Origin of the sequence: Lentzea xerophila (assembly GCF_051094245.1) — a bacterium.
Taxonomy (GTDB): Bacteria; Actinomycetota; Actinomycetes; order Mycobacteriales; family Pseudonocardiaceae; genus Lentzea; species Lentzea xerophila.
Genome location: NZ_CP194934.1, coordinates 1696102 through 1717664, shown reverse-complemented (window position 1 = coordinate 1717664; position 21563 = coordinate 1696102). Strand labels below are relative to the sequence as shown.

Sequence of the window (21563 nt, the reverse complement as noted above, 5' to 3'; positions counted from 1 at the left end):
CGACCTATGCCCACCGGAATTCAACGGGGTCACCCGGACGCCTGCCCCGGCGCCGTCGAGCTGCACGCCGCGGCCGACGGCGGGCTGGCGCGCATCCGGGTGCCGGGCGGCACTCTTTCCGCTGCTCAGTGGGACGTCGTGCGACTGGCCGCGCTCGAACTGGGGTCGGGCGCGGTGGAGCTGACCTCGCGGGCGAATCTCCAGATCAGAGGCCTCGCGGACGGCGTGGAGCTGGGCTCGCGGTTACGTGCCGCCGGCCTGCTGCCCTCCGCGTCGCACGAGCGGATCCGCAACATCATCGCCGCGCCGCTGGACGACAACCAGGCGCTGGTCGACTCCCTGGACTCCGCCCTGTGCGCGGACCCCGCGCTGGCCTCGCTACCAGGGCGTTTCCTGGTCACGGTGGGTGCCGCGGTGAGCGGTCTGGGCGGCGACTTCGGCCTCGCCGGAGACGTGCTACTGCTGGCCGGTACCGATACAGGTGTCCGAGTTCACGATCCGGTCGACGCGGTGGTGTCCGCCGCCCGGCTGTTCCAGTCGATGCGCGGATCCGCCTGGCGCCTGTCCGAAGTGGACGGCGGTGTGCGAAAGATCACCGACTACTTCGGCGTCTCTGCTGACGAGGTGTTCACCCCGGTTGTGACGCCCGTCGCACCTTCGCCGGTGACGCCGGGTGTGCCGCTCGGCCGCCTGGACGCCCATCAGCTCGCCGGGGTACCTCTGCGGCTGACGCCGTGGCGCAGCCTCGTCGTGCCCGCCGGGACCGACGTCGCCGGCCTGATCACGGACCCCGCCTCCCCGTGGCACGGCGTCAGCGCCTGCACCGGACGCCCCGGCTGCGCGAAGTCGCTCTCCGACATACGCGCCGATGTGCACGCTTGGGTCGATGCGCACGCACGGGCCGATACGACACACCACACACACGCGCCGGGCCGGGTACCCCCAATTTCAATTCTAAGGAGCAGGTCCGACACTCCCGGCGCGGTTCATTGGTCGGGCTGTGCACGCCGCTGCGGTCGTCCCGCCGGCGATGTGACCGAGTTCGTCGCGACCGGCGACGGCTACGAGGAGTACAGGTGACGCAGTACATCAAGGACGGGGCGGAGATCTACCGCCAGTCCTTCGCCACCATTCGCGCGGAGTCGGACCTCACCAGGTTCCCCGACGACGTCGCGAAGGTCGTCGTCCGCATGATCCACGCGTGCGGCATGACCGACCTGCCCGACGACGTCGCCTTCTCGCCGAACGTCGTCCGCGACGCACGCGAGGCGCTCCGGGGAGGCGCCCCGATCCTGTGCGACGCCAACATGGTCGCGTCCGGGGTGACCCGCCGCCGGTTGCCGAAGGACAACGAAGTCCTGTGCTACCTGCAGGATCCGCGCACGCCCCAACGGGCGCAGGAGATCGGCAACACGCGCAGCGCCGCCGCGCTCGAACTGCTCGCGGACCGCTTCGACGGCGCGGTGATCGCGATCGGCAACGCCCCCACCGCGCTGTTCCACCTCATCGACCTGATCGAGCAGGGCGCCCCGCGACCGGCGGCGGTGCTGGGCATCCCGGTCGGGTTCATCGGCGCCAAAGAGTCCAAGGACGCCTTGGCCGCAACGGATCTGGAGCACCTCGTGGTGCGCGGCCGGCGCGGCGGGAGTGCCATGACGGCGGCGGCCATCAACGCGATTGCGAGCGAGGAAGAATGACCGGCAAGCTCTACGGCGTCGGCCTGGGTCCCGGCGACCCGGAACTCATGACGGTCAAGGCCGCGCGACTCATCACCGAAGCCGACGTGGTGGCGTTCCACAGCGCCCGGCACGGCAAGTCCGTCGCCAGAACCATCGCGGCACCGTACCTGCGCGACGGCCAGATCATGGAGCAGCTCGTCTACCCGGTCACGACCGAGGACACGGACGACTACCAGGGTGAGATCGACGCGTTCTACGAACAGGCCGCGGCCAGGCTCGCCGCCCACCTCGACGCCGGGCGCGACGTCGTCGTGCTCGCCGCGGGCGACCCGTTCTTCTACGGCTCGTACATGCACATGCACAAGCGGCTCGCCGGCCGCTACGAGTGGGAGGTCGTCCCGGGCGTCACGTCGGTGAGCGGCGCGAGCGCGGTTCTCGGCACGCCGCTCGTCGAGCGCGACGAGGTCCTCACGATCCTGCCCGGCACGCTGCCGCCCGCCGAGCTCGCGAGCCGCCTCGCCGACACCGACAGCGCCGCGATCCTCAAGCTGGGCCGCACTTTCGGCAACGTCAAAGCGGCCCTCGAAGCGTCCGACAGGCTCGACGGCGCCTGGTACGTGGAACGCGCCACCACCGGCCGGCAGAAGATGTCGCCGCTGGCCGACGTCGACCCCGAGACCGTCCCGTACTTCTCCATCGCCGTGCTCCCCAGCCACTCCAAGCCCGCGAAACCGCAGGGCGAGGTCGTCGTGGTCGGCCTCGGCCCCGGCTCGCGCGACTGGCTCACGCCGGAAGCCCGCCAGGAGCTCGCCGCCGCCGACGAGCTGGTCGGCTACAGCACCTACCTCGACCGTGTCCCGCAACGCCCCGGCCAGAAGCGGCACACGTCCCACAACCAGGTCGAGTCCGAACGCGCGGCCTTCGCCCTGGACCTGGCTCGCAAGGGTGCGCGGGTCGCCGTCGTGTCGTCGGGCGATCCCGGCGTCTTCGCGATGGCCACGGCGGTGCTGGAAGTCGCCGCGGAGTCCCCGGACGTGCCGGTCAGGGTCATCCCCGGCGTCACGGCCGCGAACGCCGTGGCGGCCAAGGCGGGCGCGCCGCTCGGCCACGACTACGCGGTGATCTCGCTGAGCGACCGCCTCAAGCCGTGGGACGTCATCGCCGCCAGGCTGGAGGCCACCGCGAGCGCCGACCTCGTGATCGCGATCTACAACCCGGCGTCCAAGGCCCGCACGCACCAGGTGGCGGACATGCGGGATCTGCTGCTGCGGCACCGCAAGCCGGAGACCCCGGTCGTCGTCGGACGTGACGTCGGCGGCCCCGAGGAGGAGATCCGCGTCCTCACGCTCGGCGCCCTCGACCCGGCCACGATCGACATGCGCTGCCTGCTGATCATCGGCTCGTCGCAGACGATCGTGACCGACGCGGGCGTCGTCTTCACGCCCCGGCGGTACCCAGCCACCTGACGGCCGCGTCGACGTCGGCCACCGTTTCCGCGGGCGGGAGCGGTGGCCGGCGGACGATCACGACCGGAACTCCCAGCTGAGCAGCGGCTTCGAGCTTGGCCGAGGTCATCGCGCCGCCGCTGTCCTTGGTCACCAGGACGTCGATCCGGTGCGCCCGCATCAGCTCCAGCTCACCGTCCACAGTGAACGGACCGCGCGACAGCAGCACCTCGATCCGCTGCGGCAGCGGCGGTTCCGGCGGCTCGACCATCCGCGCCAGGAACCACTGCGAGCACGAAGCGAACTCCGCGAGGTCCTGCCGCCCGGTCGTCAGGAACACCCGGGAACCGGGCAGGTCCAAAGCCGCGTCCGCCACGCTGTCCACCCATCGCCAACCGGGCTGAGGCGTGAATCCTGGCCGCCGCAACACAAGGAACGGCACCCCGACCCGCGCACACGCTTCGAAGGCGTTGAAGGTGATCCGGCGCGCGAACGGGTGCGTGGCATCGACCACGGCACGGATGTCGTTGTCCCGCAACCACTGCGCGAGCCCGTCCACCCCGCCGAACCCGCCGACCCGCACCTCGCCGACCGGCAGCCGGGGCGAGCTCACCCGGCCGGCCAGCGACGACACGGCGGGAACACGGGAGGCCAGCTCACGAGCCTCCCCCGTCCCACCGAGGATCAGGATCATCGAACGCGCGCCGCCGAGTACAGGTGACTGTCCGGGAACTGCGTGGCGCCGAGCGTCCGGCCGACGATGATCACCGCGGTCCGCTTGATCCCGGCGGCCTGGACCTGCGCGGCGATGTCGTCCAGCGTCCCGCGCAGCACGACCTCGTCGGGCCGCGAGGCGTAGGCGACCACGGCGACCGGGCAGTCGGCGCCGTAGTTCGGCACCAGCTCGGCGACGACCTCGGAGATCCGCTGCACGGCCAGGTGCAGCACGAGCGTCGCGTGACTGCGCCCCAACGTGTCCAGGTCCTCCCCCGGAGGCATCGGCGTGGCGCGCTGCGACGTCCGCGTGAGGATCACCGTCTGCCCCACGCCCGGCACGGTCAGCTCGCGCTGCAACGACGCCGCCGCGGCCGCGAACGCCGGCACGCCGGGCGTCACGTCGTAGGCGATCTCCAGCGCGTCCAGCCGCCGCATCTGCTCGGCCATCGCGCTGAACACCGCCGGGTCCCCGGAGTGCAGCCGGGCGACGTCGAGCCCCTGCTCGGAGGCCGCGACCAGCTCGGCGACGATCTCGTCCAGCGTCAGGGACGCCGTGTCGACCTTCCGCGCACCCTCGGGGCAGTACGCGAGCAGTTCCACCGGCACCAGCGCACCCGCGTACAGGCAGACGGGCGACGACTCGATCAACGAGCGCCCCCGCACCGTGATCAGGTCGGCGGCACCGGGTCCGGCGCCGATGAAGTGCACGGTCACTTGGTCACGCTCCACGTCGTCACGGGCATGTGCGGCCGCCAGCCGGTGAACTTGCCGACCGACGACCCGCGGTTGACCGCGATCCGCACCAGGTCACCGCCGAGCCGCGCGTACCACTGCGCCACCACGGCCTCGGACTCGAGCGTCACCGCGTTCACCACCAGCCGCCCGCCGGACGCCAGCGCGTCCCAGCACGCCTGAATCACGCCCGGCACGGTCACGCCGCCGCCGATGAAGATCGCGTCCGGCTTCTCCAAGCCCTCCAACGCGTCCGGGGCGCGTCCGATGTGGACGGCAACCCCCGGCACACCCAGCGAGGCCGCGTTCCGCACGATCCGTTCCGCCCGCTCGGCCGACTGCTCGATCGCGACGGCCCGGCACGTCGGGTGCGTCCGCGCCCACTCGATCGCGATGGACCCCGACCCGGCCCCCACATCCCACAGCAGCTGCCCCGGCAGCGGCGCCAATCTCGACAGAGAAATCGCCCGCACCTCTCGCTTCGTCAGCTGGCCATCGGATTCGTAGGCGTCGTCCGGCAGTCCGGGAACCCGCGACAGGGCGCTCCCGCTGTACTCGATCGCGATCACGCACAACGGGTCCGAGTCCTGCCCGGACCAAGGGTAAACCCGCTCGGCGGGCCCACCCAGCTGTTCCAGCACGGTGATCGGCCCGGCCAGCGCCGCCACGGTCGCCGGATCGCCCCCGAGCACGAGCACCCGCCGTCCCGGCGTCAGGGCGGGACGCAGCAGGTCGGGAGACCGTCCCACCAGGGACACGACCTCGACCTCGTTCAACGCCCACCCGAGCCGCGCCGCCGCCAGCGACACCGACGACGGGTGCGGCACGACCGTCACGCGCTCCCCCAGCAGCCGGACCAGGGTGGTGCCGATGCCATGGAACATGGGGTCGCCGGAGGCGAGCACGCACACGCCGGAGTACTTCTCGAACAGCGCGGGCAACGCCGGCACCAGCGGCGACGGCCACGCGACCCGCTCGAACTCCCCCGGCACCAGGTCGAGCTGCCGCTGCGAGCCCATCAGCACCTTCGAGCCCGCGACGGCCTGCCGCGCGGCCGGGGAGAGCCCGTCCCACCCGTCGGCCCCGATGCCGACGACAACGACGTCAGACGGTTCCGGTGACACGCCGCACCTGGATCTCGATCACGACACGCTCCGGGTTGACCCGGGGTTCCTTGTACCGCGCGGTGTACCGGCGCTCGGCCTCCCGCACGGATTCCACGTCGTCACGCACGACCGCCGGACCCTCCAGCGTGGACCAGCGCCGTCCGTCCACCTGGCACACGGCCGCGTACCCGGCCTTGCGCACGTGCTTGACCTTCCACGAGGCGCCGTGCGTGATGATCCGCGCGATGCCGTGCTCGGTGTCGAGCGTGACCCCGACCGGCACCACCTGCACGGTCCCGTCCGGACGCGCGGTGGACAACGTGCACAGGTGCCGTTCGGCCCAGAACTCGGCGAACTCGGCGCCCCGCTCGATCGACATGGCACGCATCATGCAATGCGAAAGCCCCGAAACGAAATCGATCGGCGCGTCGTTTTGCTCACCCAACGGGAATACGGCCCGCCACCTGGAGGTGACGGGCCGTATTCCAGAGCAGCACTACGGGTAACTGACGACGTTCACCGGCACCGTGCCCGGCGGCGTCACCGCCCCCACGTCGTTCACCACGTGGGTGATCGTTCCCTGGTAGTTGAGCGACACGGTCAGCAGGTTGTGCATCCTCACGCCGGGCCGGTTGGGCACCTCGAACGCGTTCTCGGCCCGCACGGAAGGGTTGACGTTGAAGAAGCAGTAGCTGCCGAGTCCCCACGCCTCGTGCGTGGTGACGTGGTCGCCGACCTTGTAGGCCGCGTATCCGGCCTGCCCGTTCGGCCTGTTCCACACCGCCTGGTTCGGCACGTCGTACGGCATCTCGTTCTGGTAGAAGATGGTCCGCCCGCGCTCGCCGTTCCAGATGGTCTGGTACTTCTGGTAGTGCTCGACGAACAGGCCGGTGGCCAGCACGTCGTTGCCGTTCACGACCAGACCGGTGTCACCGATCGCCTCGTCCCAGCCCCAGGTGCCGGCGTTGCCGTGGTCGGCGCGCCAGATCCAGCTGTGGTCGATGATCGTGTTGTGGCTGTTGACGACCAGGCTGTTGGTCGCCTTGCCCGCGATCGCGCCGCCGACCCGGAAGAACACGTCCTGCAACGTGGTCGGGTTGGCCGCGTGCGACGCCGACGAACCGGCGGGGCCCACCGTCAGCAGCGAGTTCGACAGCGTCGTGCCGGCGTCGAACAGGATGCCCTTGATCCGCACGCCGTCGACGTCCGCGACCTGCATCGCGGTGACGCCGTTCTGCGGCACGATCGTCGCGTAGCCGATGCCCAGCACGACGGTGTTCGGCCGCGTGATGTTGATCGTCTGGTTGACGTTGTAGATGCCGGGCGTGAAGAACAGGTTGCAGCCCTGACCCAGCGCCGCGTTGATCGTGGCGGCCGTGTCACCGGCCTTCACGACGTAGAACTGGCTCATCGGCAACGACGACCCCGGCGTGCCGCCGTTGATCCACGACGCACCGGAAGCGTTGGTGCGCAAGGACGGCAGGAACACTCGGTAGGCGCCGTTCTCGAGGTAGAGGTACGGCACGTCCCGCGAGATCGGCGTGGTCGCGAGGTTCGTCGACGGCGGGTTCGGGAACGTGGTCGCGGGCGCGCCGGGCGTCCCGGAGAACACCATGTTCCACACGCCGCCGTTCCAGCTGCCGTAGTTCGAGTCACGCGTGTACCACTGCTGCTGCGAGACCGAGGCCGTTTGACCGGACACGCGGGTGTCGGCCGTGTAGCCGCCCGACGCGAACCCGTACGAGGCCGGGTAGAGCGCCAGGTTGCCGCGGATGTCCATGCGGCGGAACGGGGCCGCCTGCGCGACGGCCCAACGGTTGGTGCCGTTGCTGGGGTTCACGGCCATGTTCTCGGCCGAGCGCCAGAAGTTCTGCAGCGCCACGCCCTTGTCGGACTCGTTGAACGCGTCCACGGTGATGTCGCCGTTGATCAGGACGTCACCGGGGTTGCGGCCCAGGCCCGAGACGGACGTGTAGTAGCCGACGTCGTCGTGGATGCCGTTGTAGGTGCCCGGCTTGAACAGGTGCGCGACCCGCCGAGGCGCCATCTGCGCGGTCAGCGTGTCCTTCTGCATGTTGAAGTCCGCGTCGAGCTGGGTCTGGATGCTCGCCGACGACATGCTCGGGTCGAAGATGCGCGTGTTCGGCCCGAAGTCCGGGTTGTTCGACTGGACGCAGCCCTGCTGCGTGCCGATCGTGTAGGTCGCGCTCGCCACGGCCGAGTTCGTGAGACCGGCCTTGATGCCGATCGCGTTCACGGTTCTGCTGCTGGGCACGGAGATCGGCCCGCTGTAGACCGGAGAACTGGCCGTCGGCGTCGAACCGTCCACTGTGTACCGGATCGTCGCGCCGGAGGTGGCGGTCGAGATCGTCACGGTCTGCGCCGACGTGTAGGCGCCACCGGGCGGGCTGAAGGTCGGCGTCGCGACCGGTGCCTGCGTGCTGCCGTGCGTGTAGGTGAAGTGCGGGCTGTCGTACTGCGGACCGCCCTTCTCGTAGGTGAACCAGTACTCGATCTGCGTGCCGGACGACAGCGACCCGACGGTCTTCTGCCAGGTCCCGGCGTTGTTCGTCATCCGGAAGTTCTGCTGCGGGACGTTGGCGATCAGGTAGTGCACGTCGACGTACAGGGCAGGGGTCGCCGGCGTGAAGTTGATCCGTGCTTGAGTCGCGTCGATCGCGGTCACGTTCTGCGTGTAGTCGTCGGCCGCATGTGCGGCCTCGACCGTCGCCAATGACGACAGGGCAATCGCTACGGCGGCCAGTCCAGCCCGCCATCTCACCTTTGAGAGCGCTCTCACACCTGGAACGGTAAAGCCGAGATGACGAGGAGGGAAGACGTAAGTTTCAGGAAAGGTGCGCGACTCCACCGGAACGCGAACCGGTCCCGGAACTGTTTTCACCCGAACGAGCAGCTGCTTGTAGTGAATACAACCCATAGCGTCGACCCATGACTCCATCCACCGCGTACAGCAGGGATCTGGGCGACGAGCTCCGGCGCCTGCGGGAGACCTGCACCGGGCTGAGCGGCAACCGGCTCGCCGAGAAGCTGGGCTGGGACCCGAGCAAGGTCTCCACCGTGGAGCACGGCAAGGCGCGCGCCAGCGAGATCGACCTCATCCAGTACTTGTCCATGTGCGGCAAGGACATCGACTTCGTCAACGACTTCCGGCGCCGCTACCAGTACGCCTTCGACGAGTACATCGTGCAGGTGTCCGACGAACTGCGCACGGTTGCAATGGCCGAGTCCACCGCTACAACGATCACAAGCTACTCACCGCAGTCGGTACCAGGCCTGATCCAGACTCCGGAATACGCTGACGGGCTATACCGGATGACCGGACAGGTGACCGAGTCCCGCATCCCGGCGCTCGTCCAGTTCCGAACCGACCGCCAAACGCTCCTACGCCGACACGATCGGCCGACTTGCGTGTTTTTCGTTCATGAGCATGCGCTGCAACTGCAGGTCGGCAGCGACCGGATCATGGAGGATCAGTACGCGCGGCTGCTGTTCGACACTCACACCATCCGGATCGTGCCCGCGGACGCACCTATGGCCGCCTCAAGCTGTGTGTTGTGGGAGTACGAGAAGGCACACCCCATCGCCTACAGCGAAACCGACCTCACGCATGTGTTCGTGCAAGATCTGGGCGCGATCGCACGCACGCGGTTGCTCTTCGACCGCCTGGATCAGGTCGCCTTGGATGCGGGACAATCGCGGAGCAAGCTGGCGGACTACGTCGGCCGACCGCGAGGGGAAAACTATGACTCAGGACCGCACCTGGCGTAAGAGCAGCTACAGCAACGGCACCGAGGAGGGCGAGTGCGTCGAGGTGTCACTGGCCCACGACGCACTCGTCCGGGACTCGAAGAACGCGAGCGGCGATGTGCTCGCGTTCTCGGTCCCTGCCTGGCACAACCTGCTCAGCTTCCTCGGTTCTCGTTGAGGTAGTTGTAGATCGTGTAGCGGGTGACCTCCAGGACACCCGCTAGATGGTCGACGGAGTCGCGGATGAGGAAGAACCCCGCCTCGTCCAGTACGCGCACGACCTGGGACTTGTGCACCTTCTTCATGAGCTCGACCGGCACGCCCACGTCCGCGATCGCCTTCTCGACCAGTACCCGTTGCAGCGTGTCCACGTCCTGTGGAAACGACTCGACGGGTCCGGAGGCCTCGTGCGCGGCGAGTTTGTTGACGCACAGGCAGCCCACGGCGACCCCGGCCGCGTCACGCACGAACGTCGTCGACGACCAGATCGCGCGCCCGTCCGGGGCGTAGGTCTCGTAGCCGGGCATGTCGGTGGTCGTGCCGCGCCGGACCAGGCCCAGCAGCAGGTCGGTCATCGGGCCGCCCACCTGCCGCCCGGTCAGCGACCCGGCGATGGCGATGATCGAGTTCGGCAGCCGCGACAGGTCGTGCACGACGACCTCGGTGTCCGGGCCCAGCGCCGACGCGAGGCTGTCCACGGTCGGCACCAGCGCCGACAACGCGGCCGGCACCGGTGAGGAAGCCGAGCCGGACAACGACTTCAGGGCCGCGCGCACCCGTTCGAGCGTGCCGCGGGAAGTCGAGGCGTGCGGTGACAGCCGGACGTGCTCCGGGCGGACCGTCGCGGTGATGCCGAAGGCGTTCAACGCCTCGCCTACCACCGAGGCGGCCTCTGGCATGGTGAACGCGAGGATCCCGGCACGGCGTTCGCGCGCGGACACGATCTTGCCGCCGCTGGACAGCACGATCTCCTCCAGCTCCGCGACGAGCTCACCCACCGCGGCGTCCAGCGACGGGACCCCGGCCAGCTCGACCAGTTCCAGCGCCTCGGCGAAGGCGCCGGACACGACCGGCGAGAGGTTCGTGATGTTCCAGGAGGCGGCGTCGGGGGCGGCGTCGTGCACCGAGTCGTCGAACAGGCCCGCGTCCACGGCCCCGGTCCAGCCGGACAGCACCGGCGAGAGCCGTTCCAGCGCCCGGTCCGACAGCACCACGAAACCGGTGCTCCACCCGGCGCGCAACCACTTCTGGCCGCCGACCACGAGCACGTCGGCGAGCTCCCACGGTTCGTCGACCACGCCGAAGCCCTGGATGCCGTCCACGATCAGCAGCCGGTCACCCACGGTCTCGCGCAGTGCCGCCAGGTCCGCGCGATAACCGGTGCGGAAGTCCACAGCGGACACCGACAGCGCGGAGACCTCCGGTGTCAGGCGGGTCGCGACCGCGGCGGAGTGCACCGGACCGTCCAGCACGACGGACGGGAGCCCCGCCCGCACCCACGGATAGGTGTTGGACGGGAACTCCGCCGCCGAGTACATCACCGTGCCGGACAGCCCGAAAGCCGCCTGGAACAACCCGATCGAGGTGTTCGGCACCAGCGCGACGTGGTCGGTGTCCGAGCGGCACAACCGCGCGACGGCGGCCTTCACGCGTTGTTCCTCGCGCATCAACGTGTCCACTGTGGATGGACCGGCGAGCGACGCCTGCTCCATCAACCGTGCGGTGGCCGTGACGACCGGGAGCGACGGCGGACCGAAGCGGGCGAAGTCGAGATACCCCTCCGGTTCGCGGAACTGGGCGAGGTACGAGGCGTCGATCAAGTCAGAGCACCTTTGCGAGGAACTGTTGCGTGCGCGGCTGCTGCGGATTGTCCAGCACGTCGGCCGGTGTACCGGTCTCCACCACCGCGCCGTCGACGAGGAACGCCACGCGGTCGGCGACCGAGCGGGCGAAGCCGATCTCGTGGGTGACCACGATCATCGTCATGCCGTCGCGGGCCAGCGAGGTCATCACGTCGAGCACCTCGCCGACCAGCTCCGGGTCCAGCGCGGACGTGGGCTCGTCGAACAGCATCAGCTTGGGTTTCATCGCCAGGGCGCGGGCGATCGCGACGCGTTGCTGCTGACCGCCCGACAGCTGGCCGGGGTAGGCGCCGGCCTTCTCGGCCAGTCCCACCCTTTCCAGCAACGCCAGCGCTTCCGCGCGCACCTCCGCACGGCTGCGCCCGAGCACCTGGACGGGGCCCTCCATGATGTTCTCCAGCGCCGTGCGGTGCGGGAACAGGTTGAACCGCTGGAACACCATGCCGACGTCGCGGCGCTGGTGGGCGGCCTCGCGTTCGCGCAGCTCGTAGAGCTTCCCGTGCGCCGAGCGGAACCCGACCGGCACGCCGTCGACCCAGATGCGGCCGGCGTCGATGGTCTCCAGGTGGTTCACGCAGCGCAGGAACGTCGACTTGCCCGCGCCCGACGGCCCGAGCAGGCAGACGACCTCACCGCGCTCGACCTCCAGGTCGATGCCCTTGAGCACCTCGGTGTGGCCGAACGACTTGCGGACACCGATCGCCTCAACGAGGGCCATAAGCACGCTCCAGGTAGTGCTGCCCGATCGACGCGAGGGACACCATCACGAGGTACCAGGCCGCGGCGGCGAACAGGGTCTCCATGATCTCCAGGTTCCGCGAGGAGATGTTGTTCGCGGCGTGGATGAGCTCCAGGAAGGCGATCACCGACGCCATCGAGGTGCCCTTGATCATGTTGATGAAGTTGTTGCCGGTCGGCGGGATGATCACCCGCATCGCCTGCGGCAGGACGACCCTGCGCAGGGTCGTCAGCGGGGTCATGCCGATCGACTTGGCGGCCTCGGTCTGCCCCTCGTCGACACTGCTCAGGCCGGCGCGGACGATCTCGGCCATGTAGGCGCTCTCGTTGAGCCCCAACCCGAGCAGTGCCGCGACGAACGCGGTCATGACCACGTTGGTGGGCACCGAGAACAGCATCGGGATGCTGATCTCCTGGAACACCAGCGCGAGGTTGAACCAGATCAGGATCTGCAGCAGCACCGGCAGGCCGCGGAACAGCCAGATGTAGCCGACCGCGAACCACCGCGCGACGGGGTTCGCCGAGAGCCGCATCAACGCGATGACGACGCCGAGCAGGATCGCGCCACCCTGCGCGGCGACGGCGAGCACGATGGTGTTGAGCAGGCCTTCGAGCATGACGGGGTGCGTGAAGAACCCCGGCACGTGGTCCCACTGGATCTGCGCCTCGGCCATCGACCAGCCGAGGCCGGCGATGACGAGGAGGATCACCGCGCCGCTGATCCACCGCCAGGGGTGGCGCAGCGGCACGACGGTGAGCTCGGACTGCCGGAGCTCAGGACTGTGGAGATCACTTGCCATTGATCGTGGCCTTCGTGATCGCACCCTGCTTGATGTCCCAGGTGGTGAGGATCTTCTCGTAGGTGCCGTCGTCGATCAGCGACTGCAACGCGGCCTTGATCGCCTCGGACAGCTTGGCGTTCTTCTTCGCGACGCCGATGCCGTACGGGCCACCGTTGATCGGCGCGAGCGGCACGACCTCGAAGTACTGGCCCTCACCGGCGGTCTTCGAGACGTAGACGGCGGTCGGCAGGTCGTTCAGGATCGCGGCGACCCGGCCGGTGCGCAGCTGGTTCTGGTTGCCGGTGTCGCTGTCGGTCACGGAGAGCTGCACCTCGGGCTTGCCGGCGGCGACGCACTTCTGGCTCTGGTCCTTGGCGAACTGCTCCTGCGAGCTGCCGAGGTTGACCGCGATCCCCTTGCCGCACAGGTCGTCGACGGCCTTGACGCCCTGCGGGTTGCCCTTCTGCACCATGATCGTGATGCCGGAGGTGAAGTAGTCGACGAAGTCGATCTTCTGCTGGCGTTCGGCGGTGTCGTTCATCGCGGCCATCGTCACGTCGACACGGCCGGTCTCGAGGCTGGTGATCAGCGAGCTGAACGCCATGTCGCTGTGCTCGGCCTTGAGACCGAGCTTCGCGGAGATCGCCTTGATCAGGTCGACCTCGGATCCGAGCGGCGTCTTGCCGTCCTGGTCGTAGAAGTTGTTCGGCGGGTTCTGGATGTTCGACCCGACCTTCAGCGTGCCGGCCGAGGCGATCTCGGGCGGCAGCAGCGCGGCGAGCTTGTCGTCCTTCTGGACCGAACCGAGGTCGGACGACGGGGGCGTGGACGTCTGGGAACTGGTGTCAGACGTGGACCCGCAGGCGGCGAGCCCCAGTACGAGCAGCGAGGTCACGAGCAGACGCGGCATCATGGCGGGGACCGTACAACGCCGAGTTGAAGCCGTCCACAAAAAGTTGAACCAACCATTTGCGACAGTTCGCCGACGCGGTGGGCGACAGGCCGTCGGAGCTGCGTAAACAGGTCGTTGAACGCCTCCACGAAAAGTTGACAACGGTTCGGCTGGTGGCGCTGCGGCGGTTGGCGCGGAGGGGTGGTGGCCAGGGCTCCGGCGACCAGCAGCTGCCAGCGCCCCGGCATCCCGGCGCCATCCCGCCCGGGAACCGCCGCCACCGCGACACCCCGGCTAGACCAGGGCGCGCAACGCGTCCCGTTCAGTCGGCAGTCCGGCCTTCCGCAGCCACGAGGTCCGGTTCCCGATCAAGCCCCAGCACCGGTCGTTGGCCACGAGGGCGGCGAGAAACCGTTGCTGTGCCGGGGAAAGCGCATCGGCCGGGCCGTCGGGGAACGCCCTGAGCACCAGCGGTCCCCAGTCCGAGTCGACGGTGTACTCGTTGGTCATCCGCGCGAAGGCGACGGCCTCGTCGGCGATCTCGTCGAACGTGGCCGTGCGCCGCAACAGCGCCGCGACGAGCTGGAACCGCAGCCGCCCGTCGAGCTGCGGTGGCTGGCCCTCCAGCAGGCCGTCCACCGCGGCGGGGTCGCGCAGCGCCGTCCGCACCTCGGCGAGAGCGACGAGATCGTCGTCGTACGCCGTGGTGATGGCCGCACACGCCCGCACGCCGGGGTGTTCGTCGTCGAGCAGCACCGAGATGCCCCAGCCGCCAAGGCTCAGCGCGATGCCCGCACGTTCCACCGGGGACGCGTCCCGTGCCGCGCGCAACAGCCGTTCGGCCACCTCGGCGCGCTGGTCGGCGAGCTTGGGCGCGCGCAGCAGGTGTGACACGGCACCGGTCGCGGCTTGGCGCACGGCCGAGTCGGTGTCGTCCAGGAACGGTGCGATCCGGTCGAACAACTCGGGCAGGAGCGCGCGGCCGGCGTCCAGCGCGGCGGCCTCCGACGCGGCGTCTTCGGAGTCGTCGAACTCCCACTCGTCGTAGGTGAGGGACTCCGCGAGTGAACCCAGCCACTCCAGCAGGGCGGCGCGCAGTGGGCGTTCGCGGTCGTCCCACGGCAACGCGCTCTCGCACAGCATGCTCACGCGGGGGTCGTCGAGGATCGCGGCCACGAACGCGGCGGCCGGCGAGGTGGCCGAGTAGACCGAGCCCTGGTGCAGCAGTGCCCCGTCCAGGTAACCGAGCGCGTTCCCGCAGGCCTCGTCGTCCTCGCTGAGCAGGTTCCGCAGCTGCTCAGGGGCGTCCGAGGCGGAGCCGTAAGCGTGGTCGAGCTCGTCCCAGGCGGTGTCCCGCAGGATCGCTTCCGGAGTGCGCACGGCCGCATCATGTCAGGCGGACGTCGTCTTGATCACGCCGCTCCGCCGGCCCGCTCGACCCGGTCCGGACACCCCTCCGGGCGTGACCGGGCGGATCCGGGGGAATTCCATCGGAGTCCGCTTCGTTGGAAAGCGGTACCCCCAAGCTAACGAGGAGGACCACATGGCGACGGTCGAGCTGACCACGGAGAACTTCGACGAGGTGGTCGGCGGATCCGGCATCGTCCTGGTCGACTTCTGGGCCGAGTGGTGCGGCCCGTGCCGCGCGTTCGCGCCCACCTACGAAGCGGCGTCGGACAAGAACGACGACATCACGTTCGGCAAGGTCGACACGGAGGCGCAGCAGGAGCTCGCTGCCACGTTCGGCATCCGCTCGATCCCGACGCTGATGATCGTGCGCGAAGGCGTCGTGCTGTTCTCGCAGCCTGGCGCGCTGCCGGGCAACGCCCTGGACGACCTGATCCAGCAGGCGCGCGAGGTGAACATGGAAGAGGTCCACGCGAAGGTCGCGGAGGCCCAGGCCCAGCAGGGCTGATCGGCTCTTCCTCGCACTGATCGGCTCGTCCGCGCGCTGATTGGTTCTTCCTGGCTGTGGGTAGCCGACGTGCATGAACACCGACACGTCGACCGCACAGCTGGTGAACCAGCTGTCCGAGCAGGTGAGCAGGCTCGCACGCGATGAGATCCGTCTCGCCGTCGCCGAGCTGAAGGACAAGGGCAAGCACGCCGGTGTCGGCGCCGGGATGTTCGGCGCGGCCGGTGTGTTCGCGTGGTGGGGCGGGCTCAGCGTCGTCGCGGGCCTGATCCTGCTACTGGCTCTCGTAGTACCGCCGTGGGCGGCCGCGTTGATCGTCGCGGCCGCCCTTCTGCTGTTCGCGGGCATCTTCGCGCTGGTGGGCAAGGGGCAGGTCAGGCAGGCGGCTCCCCCGGTGCCGAGGCAGGCGATGGACAACGTCCAGCGTGACATCGCGACGATCAAGGAGAGTGCGCACCGATGAGTGACCCCAAGGAGCAGCTGCAGCGCGATGTCGAGCGCACCCGCCGGGAACTGGGTGAGACCGTGGAAGCGTTGGCGCACAAGGCCGACGTGCCCGGCCGCGTGAAGGAGCAGGCGCACGAGAGGGTCGTGCGGATGACCGCCGCGACCAACCAGGCGATCGACTCGCTGCCCGAGCCCGTCGCGGAGCAGGTCGAGAAGGCACGCCGGCACCCCGGGGCGATCGCGGCGGCGCTGATCGCGCTCGTCGTCGCGATCTGGGCGATCTCCAGGAGGAACCGATGAAGCTGTTGTACCGGCCGCTGGGCATGCTGTTCGGCGCCCTGGGCGGTTTCCTCGCCACCGCGATCTTCGGGCAGATCTGGAAGCTCGTGGCGGGCGACAAGGAAGCGCCCAGCGCCACGATGCGCAACCGCGCCTGGACCGAGGTGCTGGTGGCCGCGGCACTGCAGGGCGCCATCTTCAGCCTGGTCAAGGCCGCGATCGACCGCGGCGGCGCCAAGGGCTTCCAGAAGCTGACCGGCGAATGGCCCGGCGACGAGGAAGACTGAGCACCGAACCCGGATGGCGCGCGGGGGCTCCGCGCTGCGGAAGTTTGAATCCTCAACTACCCTGCTCGCATGCCACAGCCAGAGGGTGAGGAGCTCGCCGCCATCCGGGCCCAGCGCGACGAGCTCCGCGAACGCTATGTGAAGCCCCTCGCCGAACGAGGCGGCTCCCCCACCCGCGGTGTTCACCACATCGCGTTGATCTGCCGGGACGTCGAGGAGACCATCCGGTTCTACCAGGAGTTCCTCGGCTTCCCGCTGGTGGAGCTGGTCGAGAACCGCGACTACCAGGGCTCCAGCCACTTCTTCTTCGACCTCGGCAGCAAGAACCTGCTGGGGTTCTTCGACTTCCCCGGTCACGACCACCCGCCGTTCTCCGAGACGATCGGCGCGGTGCAGCACCTCGCGCTGTCCACGTCCGCCGAGCGGTTCGCCGAGATCAGGTCCAAACTCGACGAGGCCGGCATCGAGTACCTGGGTCCCGACAGGGGCATTGAAGACAGCCTGTACATCCGTGACCCCAACGGTGTAGGGATTGAGTTCTACCGGGAAGAACTCGGTGAGTTCGAAGGCACGACGTTGATCAAGTAAGGACGGAACCGCAGTGGCACAAGAGGTCAAGGGCGTCATCGCCCGTGGCAAGGGACTTCCCGTCGAACTGACCTCGGTACTGGTGCCCGATCCCGGTCCCGGCGAGGCCGTGGTGAAGGTCCAGGCGTGCGGCGTCTGCCACACCGACCTGCACTACCGCGAGGGTGGCATCAACGACGAGTTCCCGTTCCTGCTGGGCCACGAGGCCGCGGGTGTCGTGGAGTCGGTCGGCGCGGGCGTCACGGACCTGGAGCCCGGCGACTTCGTCGTGCTGAACTGGCGCGCGGTCTGCGGCACCTGCCGTGCCTGCAAGCGCGGCAAGCCCTGGTACTGCTTCTCGACGTTCAACGCCTCGCAGCCCATGACGCTGACGGACGGCACCAAGCTGTCCCCCGCCCTGGGCATCGGCGCGTTCGCGGAGAAGACGCTCGTTCACTCCGGACAGTGCACAAAGGTCGATCCCTCGGCCCGTGCCGCCGCCGTCGGCCTGCTGGGCTGCGGCGTGATGGCGGGCGTCGGCGCGGCCGTGAACACCGGTGGCGTCGGCCGCGGCGACTCGGTGGCCGTGATCGGCTGCGGCGGTGTCGGTGACGGCGCCATCGCGGGCGCCCGGCTCGCCGGTGCCGCGAAGATCATCGCTGTCGACACCGACCCGCGGAAACTGGAGTGGGCCAAGGGCTTCGGCGCGACGCACACCATCAACGCGCGCGAGGTCGACGACGTGGTGGTGGCCATCCAGGAGCTGACCGACTCGTTCGGCGCGGACGTGGTGATCGACGCGGTCGGCCGCCCCGAGACGTGGAAGCAGGCGTTCTACGCCCGCGACCTCGCCGGAACCGTTGTCCTGGTGGGCGTTCCGACGCCGGACATGAAGCTCGAGATGCCGCTGATCGACTTCTTCTCGCGCGGCGGCTCGCTGAAGTCGTCGTGGTACGGCGACTGCCTGCCGTCCCGCGACTTCCCGCTGCTCGTGGACCTGTACCAGCAGGGCCGCTTCGACCTGGACGCGTTCGTCACCGAGGAGATCCCCCTCGACGGCGTCGAAGGCGCGTTCGAGAAGATGCACCACGGCGACGTGCTGCGATCGGTCGTGGTGTTCTGATGGCCCTGCGCGTCGACCACACCGTCACCTCCGGCACCTTCTCGCTGGACGGCGAGACCTTCGACGTCGACAACAACGTCTGGGTGATCGGCGACTCCTCCGAGTGCGTCGTGATCGATGCCCCGCACGACGTCGACGCCATCCTCAAGGCCGTCGACGGGCGCCGCGTGGTGGCGATCCTGCTGACCCACGCCCACGACGACCACGTCCGGGTGGCGCCGGACCTGGCCCACGCGACGGGCGCGCCGCTCGCGTTGCACCAGGCCGACCACGTGGTCTGGAACCTGACGCACACCGGCGTGCTCCCGCACCTGGCGCTGGAGGACGGCCAGGTGATCACGGTGGCCGGCGAGGAGATCCACGTGCTGCACACGCCGGGGCACTCCCCTGGCGCGGTGTGCTTCCACGTGCCGTCGCTGGGCGCGGTGTTCACCGGGGACACGCTGTTCCAGGGCGGACCCGGCGCCACCGGGCGGTCGTTCTCGGACCGGCCGACGATCGAGGCGTCGATCCGGGAGAAGCTGCTGACGCTGCCCGGTGAGACCGTGGTGCACACGGGCCACGGCCCGGACACCACGATCGCCGCAGAGGTCTTCTAGGACGCTAGTGGCGCGGCCCGGAACGTGGGCTGGGTAATTCACGCTCAGCAGGGCGCCTCGCGGCACCGCTCCCACGCCCCCGTACAACCAGTACGACCAATGCCTGGAACTTAAGCGGTTCTGGGGCTGCTTGTGGTTGGCGGGTGCGTGGTAGCTGTTGTTGAAGTCGTTGTGGGGAGTACCTGGATCTGGTAGCTGGCGTTGTTGCTGGTCAGCTGCCGGGTCTTCCCGCGCCACGGGTATCGCGCGTAGGTGTTCTTGAGCGCGCGGGGGAAGATCCGGTGGTGGGTGTGGACGGTGACCAGCTGCCGGCTCAGGTCGTGTACTGCCCAGGCGAGGTGTCTGGCGGCGTCGGCGGGCGTGGTAGTGATCGCGTGCTCGACCGGTGTCACGGGCGGCGGTGAAGGAGATCCGGGACGGGTCCAGGTCGTGGGTGAGTGCGGCGTGGCCGATCAGTAGCCGGATGGCCTGGTGGACGACCAGGGTGGCCCATAGTTCTTGCTGGGCGCGGATCGGGGTCTGGCCGCGTAGTGCTCGCTTGGCCAGCAGCACGGTTTTGATCTCGCCGATGCCGGTCTCGGCGGCCCACCGGCGGGCGTAGAGGGCCACCAGCTGGTCCGCGGGGGCGGTGGCGGGGTCGAGCAGGCTGGTGACCAGCCGGTATTTCTCGGTGCGGGTCTCGCCGTCGGCGGTGACGGTGATCAGCGCCTCGACCACCCGCACCACGATGCCCTTGATCGGACGGGGCGTGGGCGGGCGGTGTCCGTGTTGCTTGTTGCGGCGCACGTTGCGCCGCCAGTTGCGGGCGTCGTCGGGGTCGTGGAGCACGGACAGCCACGATCCGTCCGGCAGTGCCTGCCGCACCGGCAGAATCGGCTTGTCCAGCTTGGCCCGCCACAACAGATGCGTGCCGCGGGCCCGGCACGCGGTCCACAACGCGTGGCTGAGAAAGCCGCGGTCGGCCAGCAGCAGCATCCCGGCGCGCAGCCGCTCGATGAGCTGCCCGGCCAGGAATCTCTCGCTGCGGGCGACCCGCCCGGTGGCCGCACCCAGCAGACGGCGTCCGCCGCAGGCCAGCAGCACCAGAACCCGTGTCTTGGGCAGTCCGTGGAAGACGCCTTTGCGTTGATGGGGCGGGAAGTGCTCGCGGTTGGCGGTGGTGTCGGCCAGCTCGATCTCGGTGCCGTCCCAGGCACACACCAGCAACCCGAACGCATGCGACCACGGTCGGACTGGGGCCGGTATCGCCTGGACAAGCGCGCCGAACAACAGTTGAAACGGCACCACGCCGATCCGGTCCCGCAGCGCGGTCAACGCCGTGCTCGACGGCAGCCGCCAACCCCGCACCGATAACCGGACCAGACCGTCGAGCGGGAACATCGCCTTGATCGTTGTGGCTGCCGACTTGGTGCGCAGCAGGCATAACGCGAGCACGAAGTACACGCCCAGCCGCGATGGCAACGCCCGGAACCGTCGCTCGTCGCGGCCCGACACCGCCAATGCCTCATCGACCAACGCCGGTGGCAGGACGCACGACAACAGGCCTAGCGCGGACCGGGACAACAACCGCCCCACCGGCGAGGACCACCCTGAGGGCATGGCAGCATGAACAGACAACGAGGCTCCTGGCCCAGACTGCTGACTTCGACAATCACCAGTCCTAGCCGGAGCCTCGTTGCCTGTTCACGCAGCCACACTGATCACAGCCGAACCGTGATCAACGCCCTCCGCCACCCAGCCTTAAGTTCCAGGCATTGCCAGTACAACCAGTACGAGGACGTGGGGGCGGCACCACGATGCACCCGTCTGACCGCGAATTCGCCCGGCAACGTTCCAAGCCACACCACTAGAACCGCGGGGGCCGCTTCTCCAGGAACGCCGACACGCCCTCGGCGTAGTCGTCGCTGGAGGCGGCCTCCGCGTACAGCGCGCGCACGAAGTCGTCCTCGTGCCCGCCGTCGGTGATCGAGTTGATGATCCTCTTGGCGCCCCGGACGGACACCTGCGCGCGGGCGGCGATCTGCTCGGACAGTTCCTTCACACGGGCGTCGAGCGACTCGGCGACCTCGTTGACGAGGCCGATCCGCAGCGCCGTCGGAGCGTCGATCAGGTCGGCGGAGAACAGGATCTGCTTCGCCCAGGCCGGGCCGACCGCGTCCACGAGCGCCTTGGTGGACGTGAAGTTGTAGACGATGCCGAGTTTCGCGGGTGTGATGCCGAACCGCGCCTCCGGCGAGGCCACCCGGATGTCGCACGCGAGGGCGATCTCACAGCCTCCGCCGACGCAGAAACCGGACACCGCGGCGATCGTCGGTTTGTCCAGCCGGGCGATCGCGCGTTCGCCGTTGTGCACCGCTTCGCCGTAGTGAGCGGCACCGGCGGCGCCCCGCCGCAGGGTCGAGAACTCGGCGATGTCGGCACCCGCGGAGAAGTGCCCCCCGCCGCGGATCACGAGCACGCGGATGCTCTCATCAGCGGAAACGTCAGCCAGCAAGCCTGGCAGAGCCGACCACATCTCGTAGCTCATCGCGTTGCGCTTGGCCGGGCGGTTGATCGTCAACGTGGCGACCGGACCGGCCGCGGACAGCTCCAGGAACTCGCTCACCAGCCGCACGATACCGACCG

General features: G+C 69.1%; 24 protein-coding genes and 1 pseudogene. 12 read left to right on the top strand and 13 right to left on the bottom strand.

Going from position 1 to position 21563, the window contains the following annotated elements; all coding sequences use genetic code 11:
• The first annotated feature begins 6 nt into the window (after window positions 1-6).
• From ACRSBM_RS08495 to ACRSBM_RS08485, 3 genes are read left to right on the top strand one after another with little or no spacing between them, the layout of a single operon-like run.
• A complete protein-coding gene (locus tag ACRSBM_RS08495) occupies window positions 7-1080 on the top strand; it encodes a hypothetical protein (protein WP_434441511.1) in 1074 nt (357 codons plus the stop codon).
• Window positions 1077-1697 (top strand): precorrin-8X methylmutase, encoded by a 621-nt coding sequence (locus tag ACRSBM_RS08490; protein WP_434441508.1) that lies wholly within the window; start codon window positions 1077-1079, stop codon window positions 1695-1697. The genes ACRSBM_RS08495 and ACRSBM_RS08490 overlap by 4 nt, the downstream gene beginning before the upstream one ends.
• Entirely contained in the window at window positions 1694-3145 is a 1452-nt protein-coding gene (locus ACRSBM_RS08485) for a precorrin-2 C(20)-methyltransferase (RefSeq protein WP_434441505.1), read from the top strand. The genes ACRSBM_RS08490 and ACRSBM_RS08485 overlap by 4 nt, the downstream gene beginning before the upstream one ends.
• Here the strand turns inward: ACRSBM_RS08485 and ACRSBM_RS08480 are convergent.
• The 5 genes from ACRSBM_RS08480 to ACRSBM_RS08460 all read right to left on the bottom strand — a co-directional run bounded on the left by ACRSBM_RS08480 (window position 3117) and on the right by ACRSBM_RS08460 (window position 8422).
• The gene (locus ACRSBM_RS08480; RefSeq protein WP_434441502.1) at window positions 3117-3818 is read right to left on the bottom strand and encodes a cobalt-precorrin-6A reductase; all 702 of its coding nucleotides are present in this window, start codon (window positions 3816-3818) and stop codon (window positions 3117-3119) included. The genes ACRSBM_RS08485 and ACRSBM_RS08480 overlap by 29 nt on opposite strands.
• Entirely contained in the window at window positions 3815-4555 is a 741-nt protein-coding gene (gene cobM / locus ACRSBM_RS08475) for a precorrin-4 C(11)-methyltransferase (RefSeq protein WP_434441499.1), read from the bottom strand. Before cobM ends, ACRSBM_RS08480 begins: the two co-directional genes overlap by 4 nt.
• Window positions 4552-5697 (bottom strand): precorrin-6y C5,15-methyltransferase (decarboxylating) subunit CbiE, encoded by a 1146-nt coding sequence (gene cbiE / locus ACRSBM_RS08470; protein WP_434441496.1) that lies wholly within the window; start codon window positions 5695-5697, stop codon window positions 4552-4554. Before cbiE ends, cobM begins: the two co-directional genes overlap by 4 nt.
• A complete protein-coding gene (locus ACRSBM_RS08465) occupies window positions 5678-6067 on the bottom strand; it encodes a TIGR03618 family F420-dependent PPOX class oxidoreductase (RefSeq protein WP_434441494.1) in 390 nt (129 codons plus the stop codon). The genes cbiE and ACRSBM_RS08465 overlap by 20 nt, the downstream gene beginning before the upstream one ends.
• A 108-nt stretch (window positions 6068-6175) precedes the next feature.
• Window positions 6176-8422, bottom strand: coding sequence for a chitobiase/beta-hexosaminidase C-terminal domain-containing protein (locus ACRSBM_RS08460; RefSeq protein ID WP_434453021.1), 2247 nt, complete (start codon window positions 8420-8422; stop codon window positions 6176-6178).
• Between the two features lie 206 nt (window positions 8423-8628).
• Here ACRSBM_RS08460 and ACRSBM_RS08455 point away from each other — a divergent pair, with 206 nt between their 5' ends.
• Window positions 8629-9468 carry a helix-turn-helix domain-containing protein gene (locus ACRSBM_RS08455; RefSeq protein ID WP_434441491.1) on the top strand — a complete coding sequence of 280 codons (840 nt, stop codon included), beginning with the start codon at window positions 8629-8631 and terminating at the stop codon, window positions 9466-9468.
• Entirely contained in the window at window positions 9443-9625 is a 183-nt protein-coding gene (locus ACRSBM_RS08450; RefSeq protein WP_434441488.1) for a DUF397 domain-containing protein, read from the top strand. Before ACRSBM_RS08455 ends, ACRSBM_RS08450 begins: the two co-directional genes overlap by 26 nt.
• Here the strand turns inward: ACRSBM_RS08450 and ACRSBM_RS08445 are convergent.
• The 5 genes from ACRSBM_RS08445 to ACRSBM_RS08425 form a co-directional block, all read right to left on the bottom strand.
• Window positions 9603-11267, bottom strand: coding sequence for an aminotransferase class V-fold PLP-dependent enzyme (locus ACRSBM_RS08445; RefSeq protein ID WP_434441486.1), 1665 nt, complete (start codon window positions 11265-11267; stop codon window positions 9603-9605). The genes ACRSBM_RS08450 and ACRSBM_RS08445 overlap by 23 nt on opposite strands.
• A gap of 1 nt (window position 11268) precedes the next feature.
• Window positions 11269-12027 (bottom strand): amino acid ABC transporter ATP-binding protein, encoded by a 759-nt coding sequence (locus ACRSBM_RS08440; protein WP_434441483.1) that lies wholly within the window; start codon window positions 12025-12027, stop codon window positions 11269-11271.
• Window positions 12014-12847, bottom strand: coding sequence for an amino acid ABC transporter permease (locus ACRSBM_RS08435; RefSeq protein WP_434441481.1), 834 nt, complete (start codon window positions 12845-12847; stop codon window positions 12014-12016). Before ACRSBM_RS08435 ends, ACRSBM_RS08440 begins: the two co-directional genes overlap by 14 nt.
• The gene (locus tag ACRSBM_RS08430; protein WP_434441478.1) at window positions 12837-13742 is read right to left on the bottom strand and encodes an ABC transporter substrate-binding protein; all 906 of its coding nucleotides are present in this window, start codon (window positions 13740-13742) and stop codon (window positions 12837-12839) included. Before ACRSBM_RS08430 ends, ACRSBM_RS08435 begins: the two co-directional genes overlap by 11 nt.
• 273 nt (window positions 13743-14015) lie before the next feature.
• A complete protein-coding gene (locus ACRSBM_RS08425; RefSeq protein WP_434441475.1) occupies window positions 14016-15101 on the bottom strand; it encodes a hypothetical protein in 1086 nt (361 codons plus the stop codon).
• 163 nt (window positions 15102-15264) lie between these two features.
• Between ACRSBM_RS08425 and trxA the strand changes: the two genes are divergently transcribed.
• From trxA to ACRSBM_RS08390, 7 genes are all read left to right on the top strand, one after another.
• Entirely contained in the window at window positions 15265-15636 is a 372-nt protein-coding gene (trxA, locus tag ACRSBM_RS08420; RefSeq protein ID WP_434441474.1) for a thioredoxin, read from the top strand.
• Between the two features lie 73 nt (window positions 15637-15709).
• Window positions 15710-16099: a phage holin family protein gene (locus ACRSBM_RS08415; RefSeq protein WP_434441473.1), complete on the top strand. Its 390-nt coding sequence runs from the start codon at window positions 15710-15712 to the stop codon at window positions 16097-16099.
• A complete protein-coding gene (locus ACRSBM_RS08410; RefSeq protein WP_434441470.1) occupies window positions 16096-16383 on the top strand; it encodes a DUF3618 domain-containing protein in 288 nt (95 codons plus the stop codon). Before ACRSBM_RS08415 ends, ACRSBM_RS08410 begins: the two co-directional genes overlap by 4 nt.
• The gene (locus tag ACRSBM_RS08405) at window positions 16380-16649 is read left to right on the top strand and encodes a DUF4235 domain-containing protein (protein ID WP_434441468.1); all 270 of its coding nucleotides are present in this window, start codon (window positions 16380-16382) and stop codon (window positions 16647-16649) included. The genes ACRSBM_RS08410 and ACRSBM_RS08405 overlap by 4 nt, the downstream gene beginning before the upstream one ends.
• Before the next feature lie 69 nt (window positions 16650-16718).
• Entirely contained in the window at window positions 16719-17237 is a 519-nt protein-coding gene (locus tag ACRSBM_RS08400; RefSeq protein WP_434441466.1) for a VOC family protein, read from the top strand.
• Between the two features lie 13 nt (window positions 17238-17250).
• Entirely contained in the window at window positions 17251-18339 is a 1089-nt protein-coding gene (locus tag ACRSBM_RS08395; RefSeq protein WP_434441463.1) for an S-(hydroxymethyl)mycothiol dehydrogenase, read from the top strand.
• Entirely contained in the window at window positions 18339-18938 is a 600-nt protein-coding gene (locus ACRSBM_RS08390; RefSeq protein WP_434441461.1) for an MBL fold metallo-hydrolase, read from the top strand. Before ACRSBM_RS08395 ends, ACRSBM_RS08390 begins: the two co-directional genes overlap by 1 nt.
• 110 nt (window positions 18939-19048) lie before the next feature.
• On the opposite strand, the gene ACRSBM_RS08385 is transcribed toward ACRSBM_RS08390, so the two are convergent.
• The 3 genes and pseudogenes from ACRSBM_RS08385 to ACRSBM_RS08375 form a co-directional block, all read right to left on the bottom strand.
• On the bottom strand, window positions 19049-19330 hold the full coding sequence (locus ACRSBM_RS08385) for a hypothetical protein (RefSeq protein ID WP_434441458.1): 282 nt from the start codon (window positions 19328-19330) through the stop codon (window positions 19049-19051).
• A gap of 121 nt (window positions 19331-19451) precedes the next feature.
• Window positions 19452-20537, bottom strand: a pseudogene (locus ACRSBM_RS08380) (IS4 family transposase); the annotation flags it as partial.
• A 247-nt stretch (window positions 20538-20784) separates the two neighbouring features.
• Window positions 20785-21543 (bottom strand): enoyl-CoA hydratase/isomerase family protein, encoded by a 759-nt coding sequence (locus ACRSBM_RS08375; RefSeq protein ID WP_434441455.1) that lies wholly within the window; start codon window positions 21541-21543, stop codon window positions 20785-20787.
• Window positions 21544-21563: the final 20 nt, after the last annotated feature.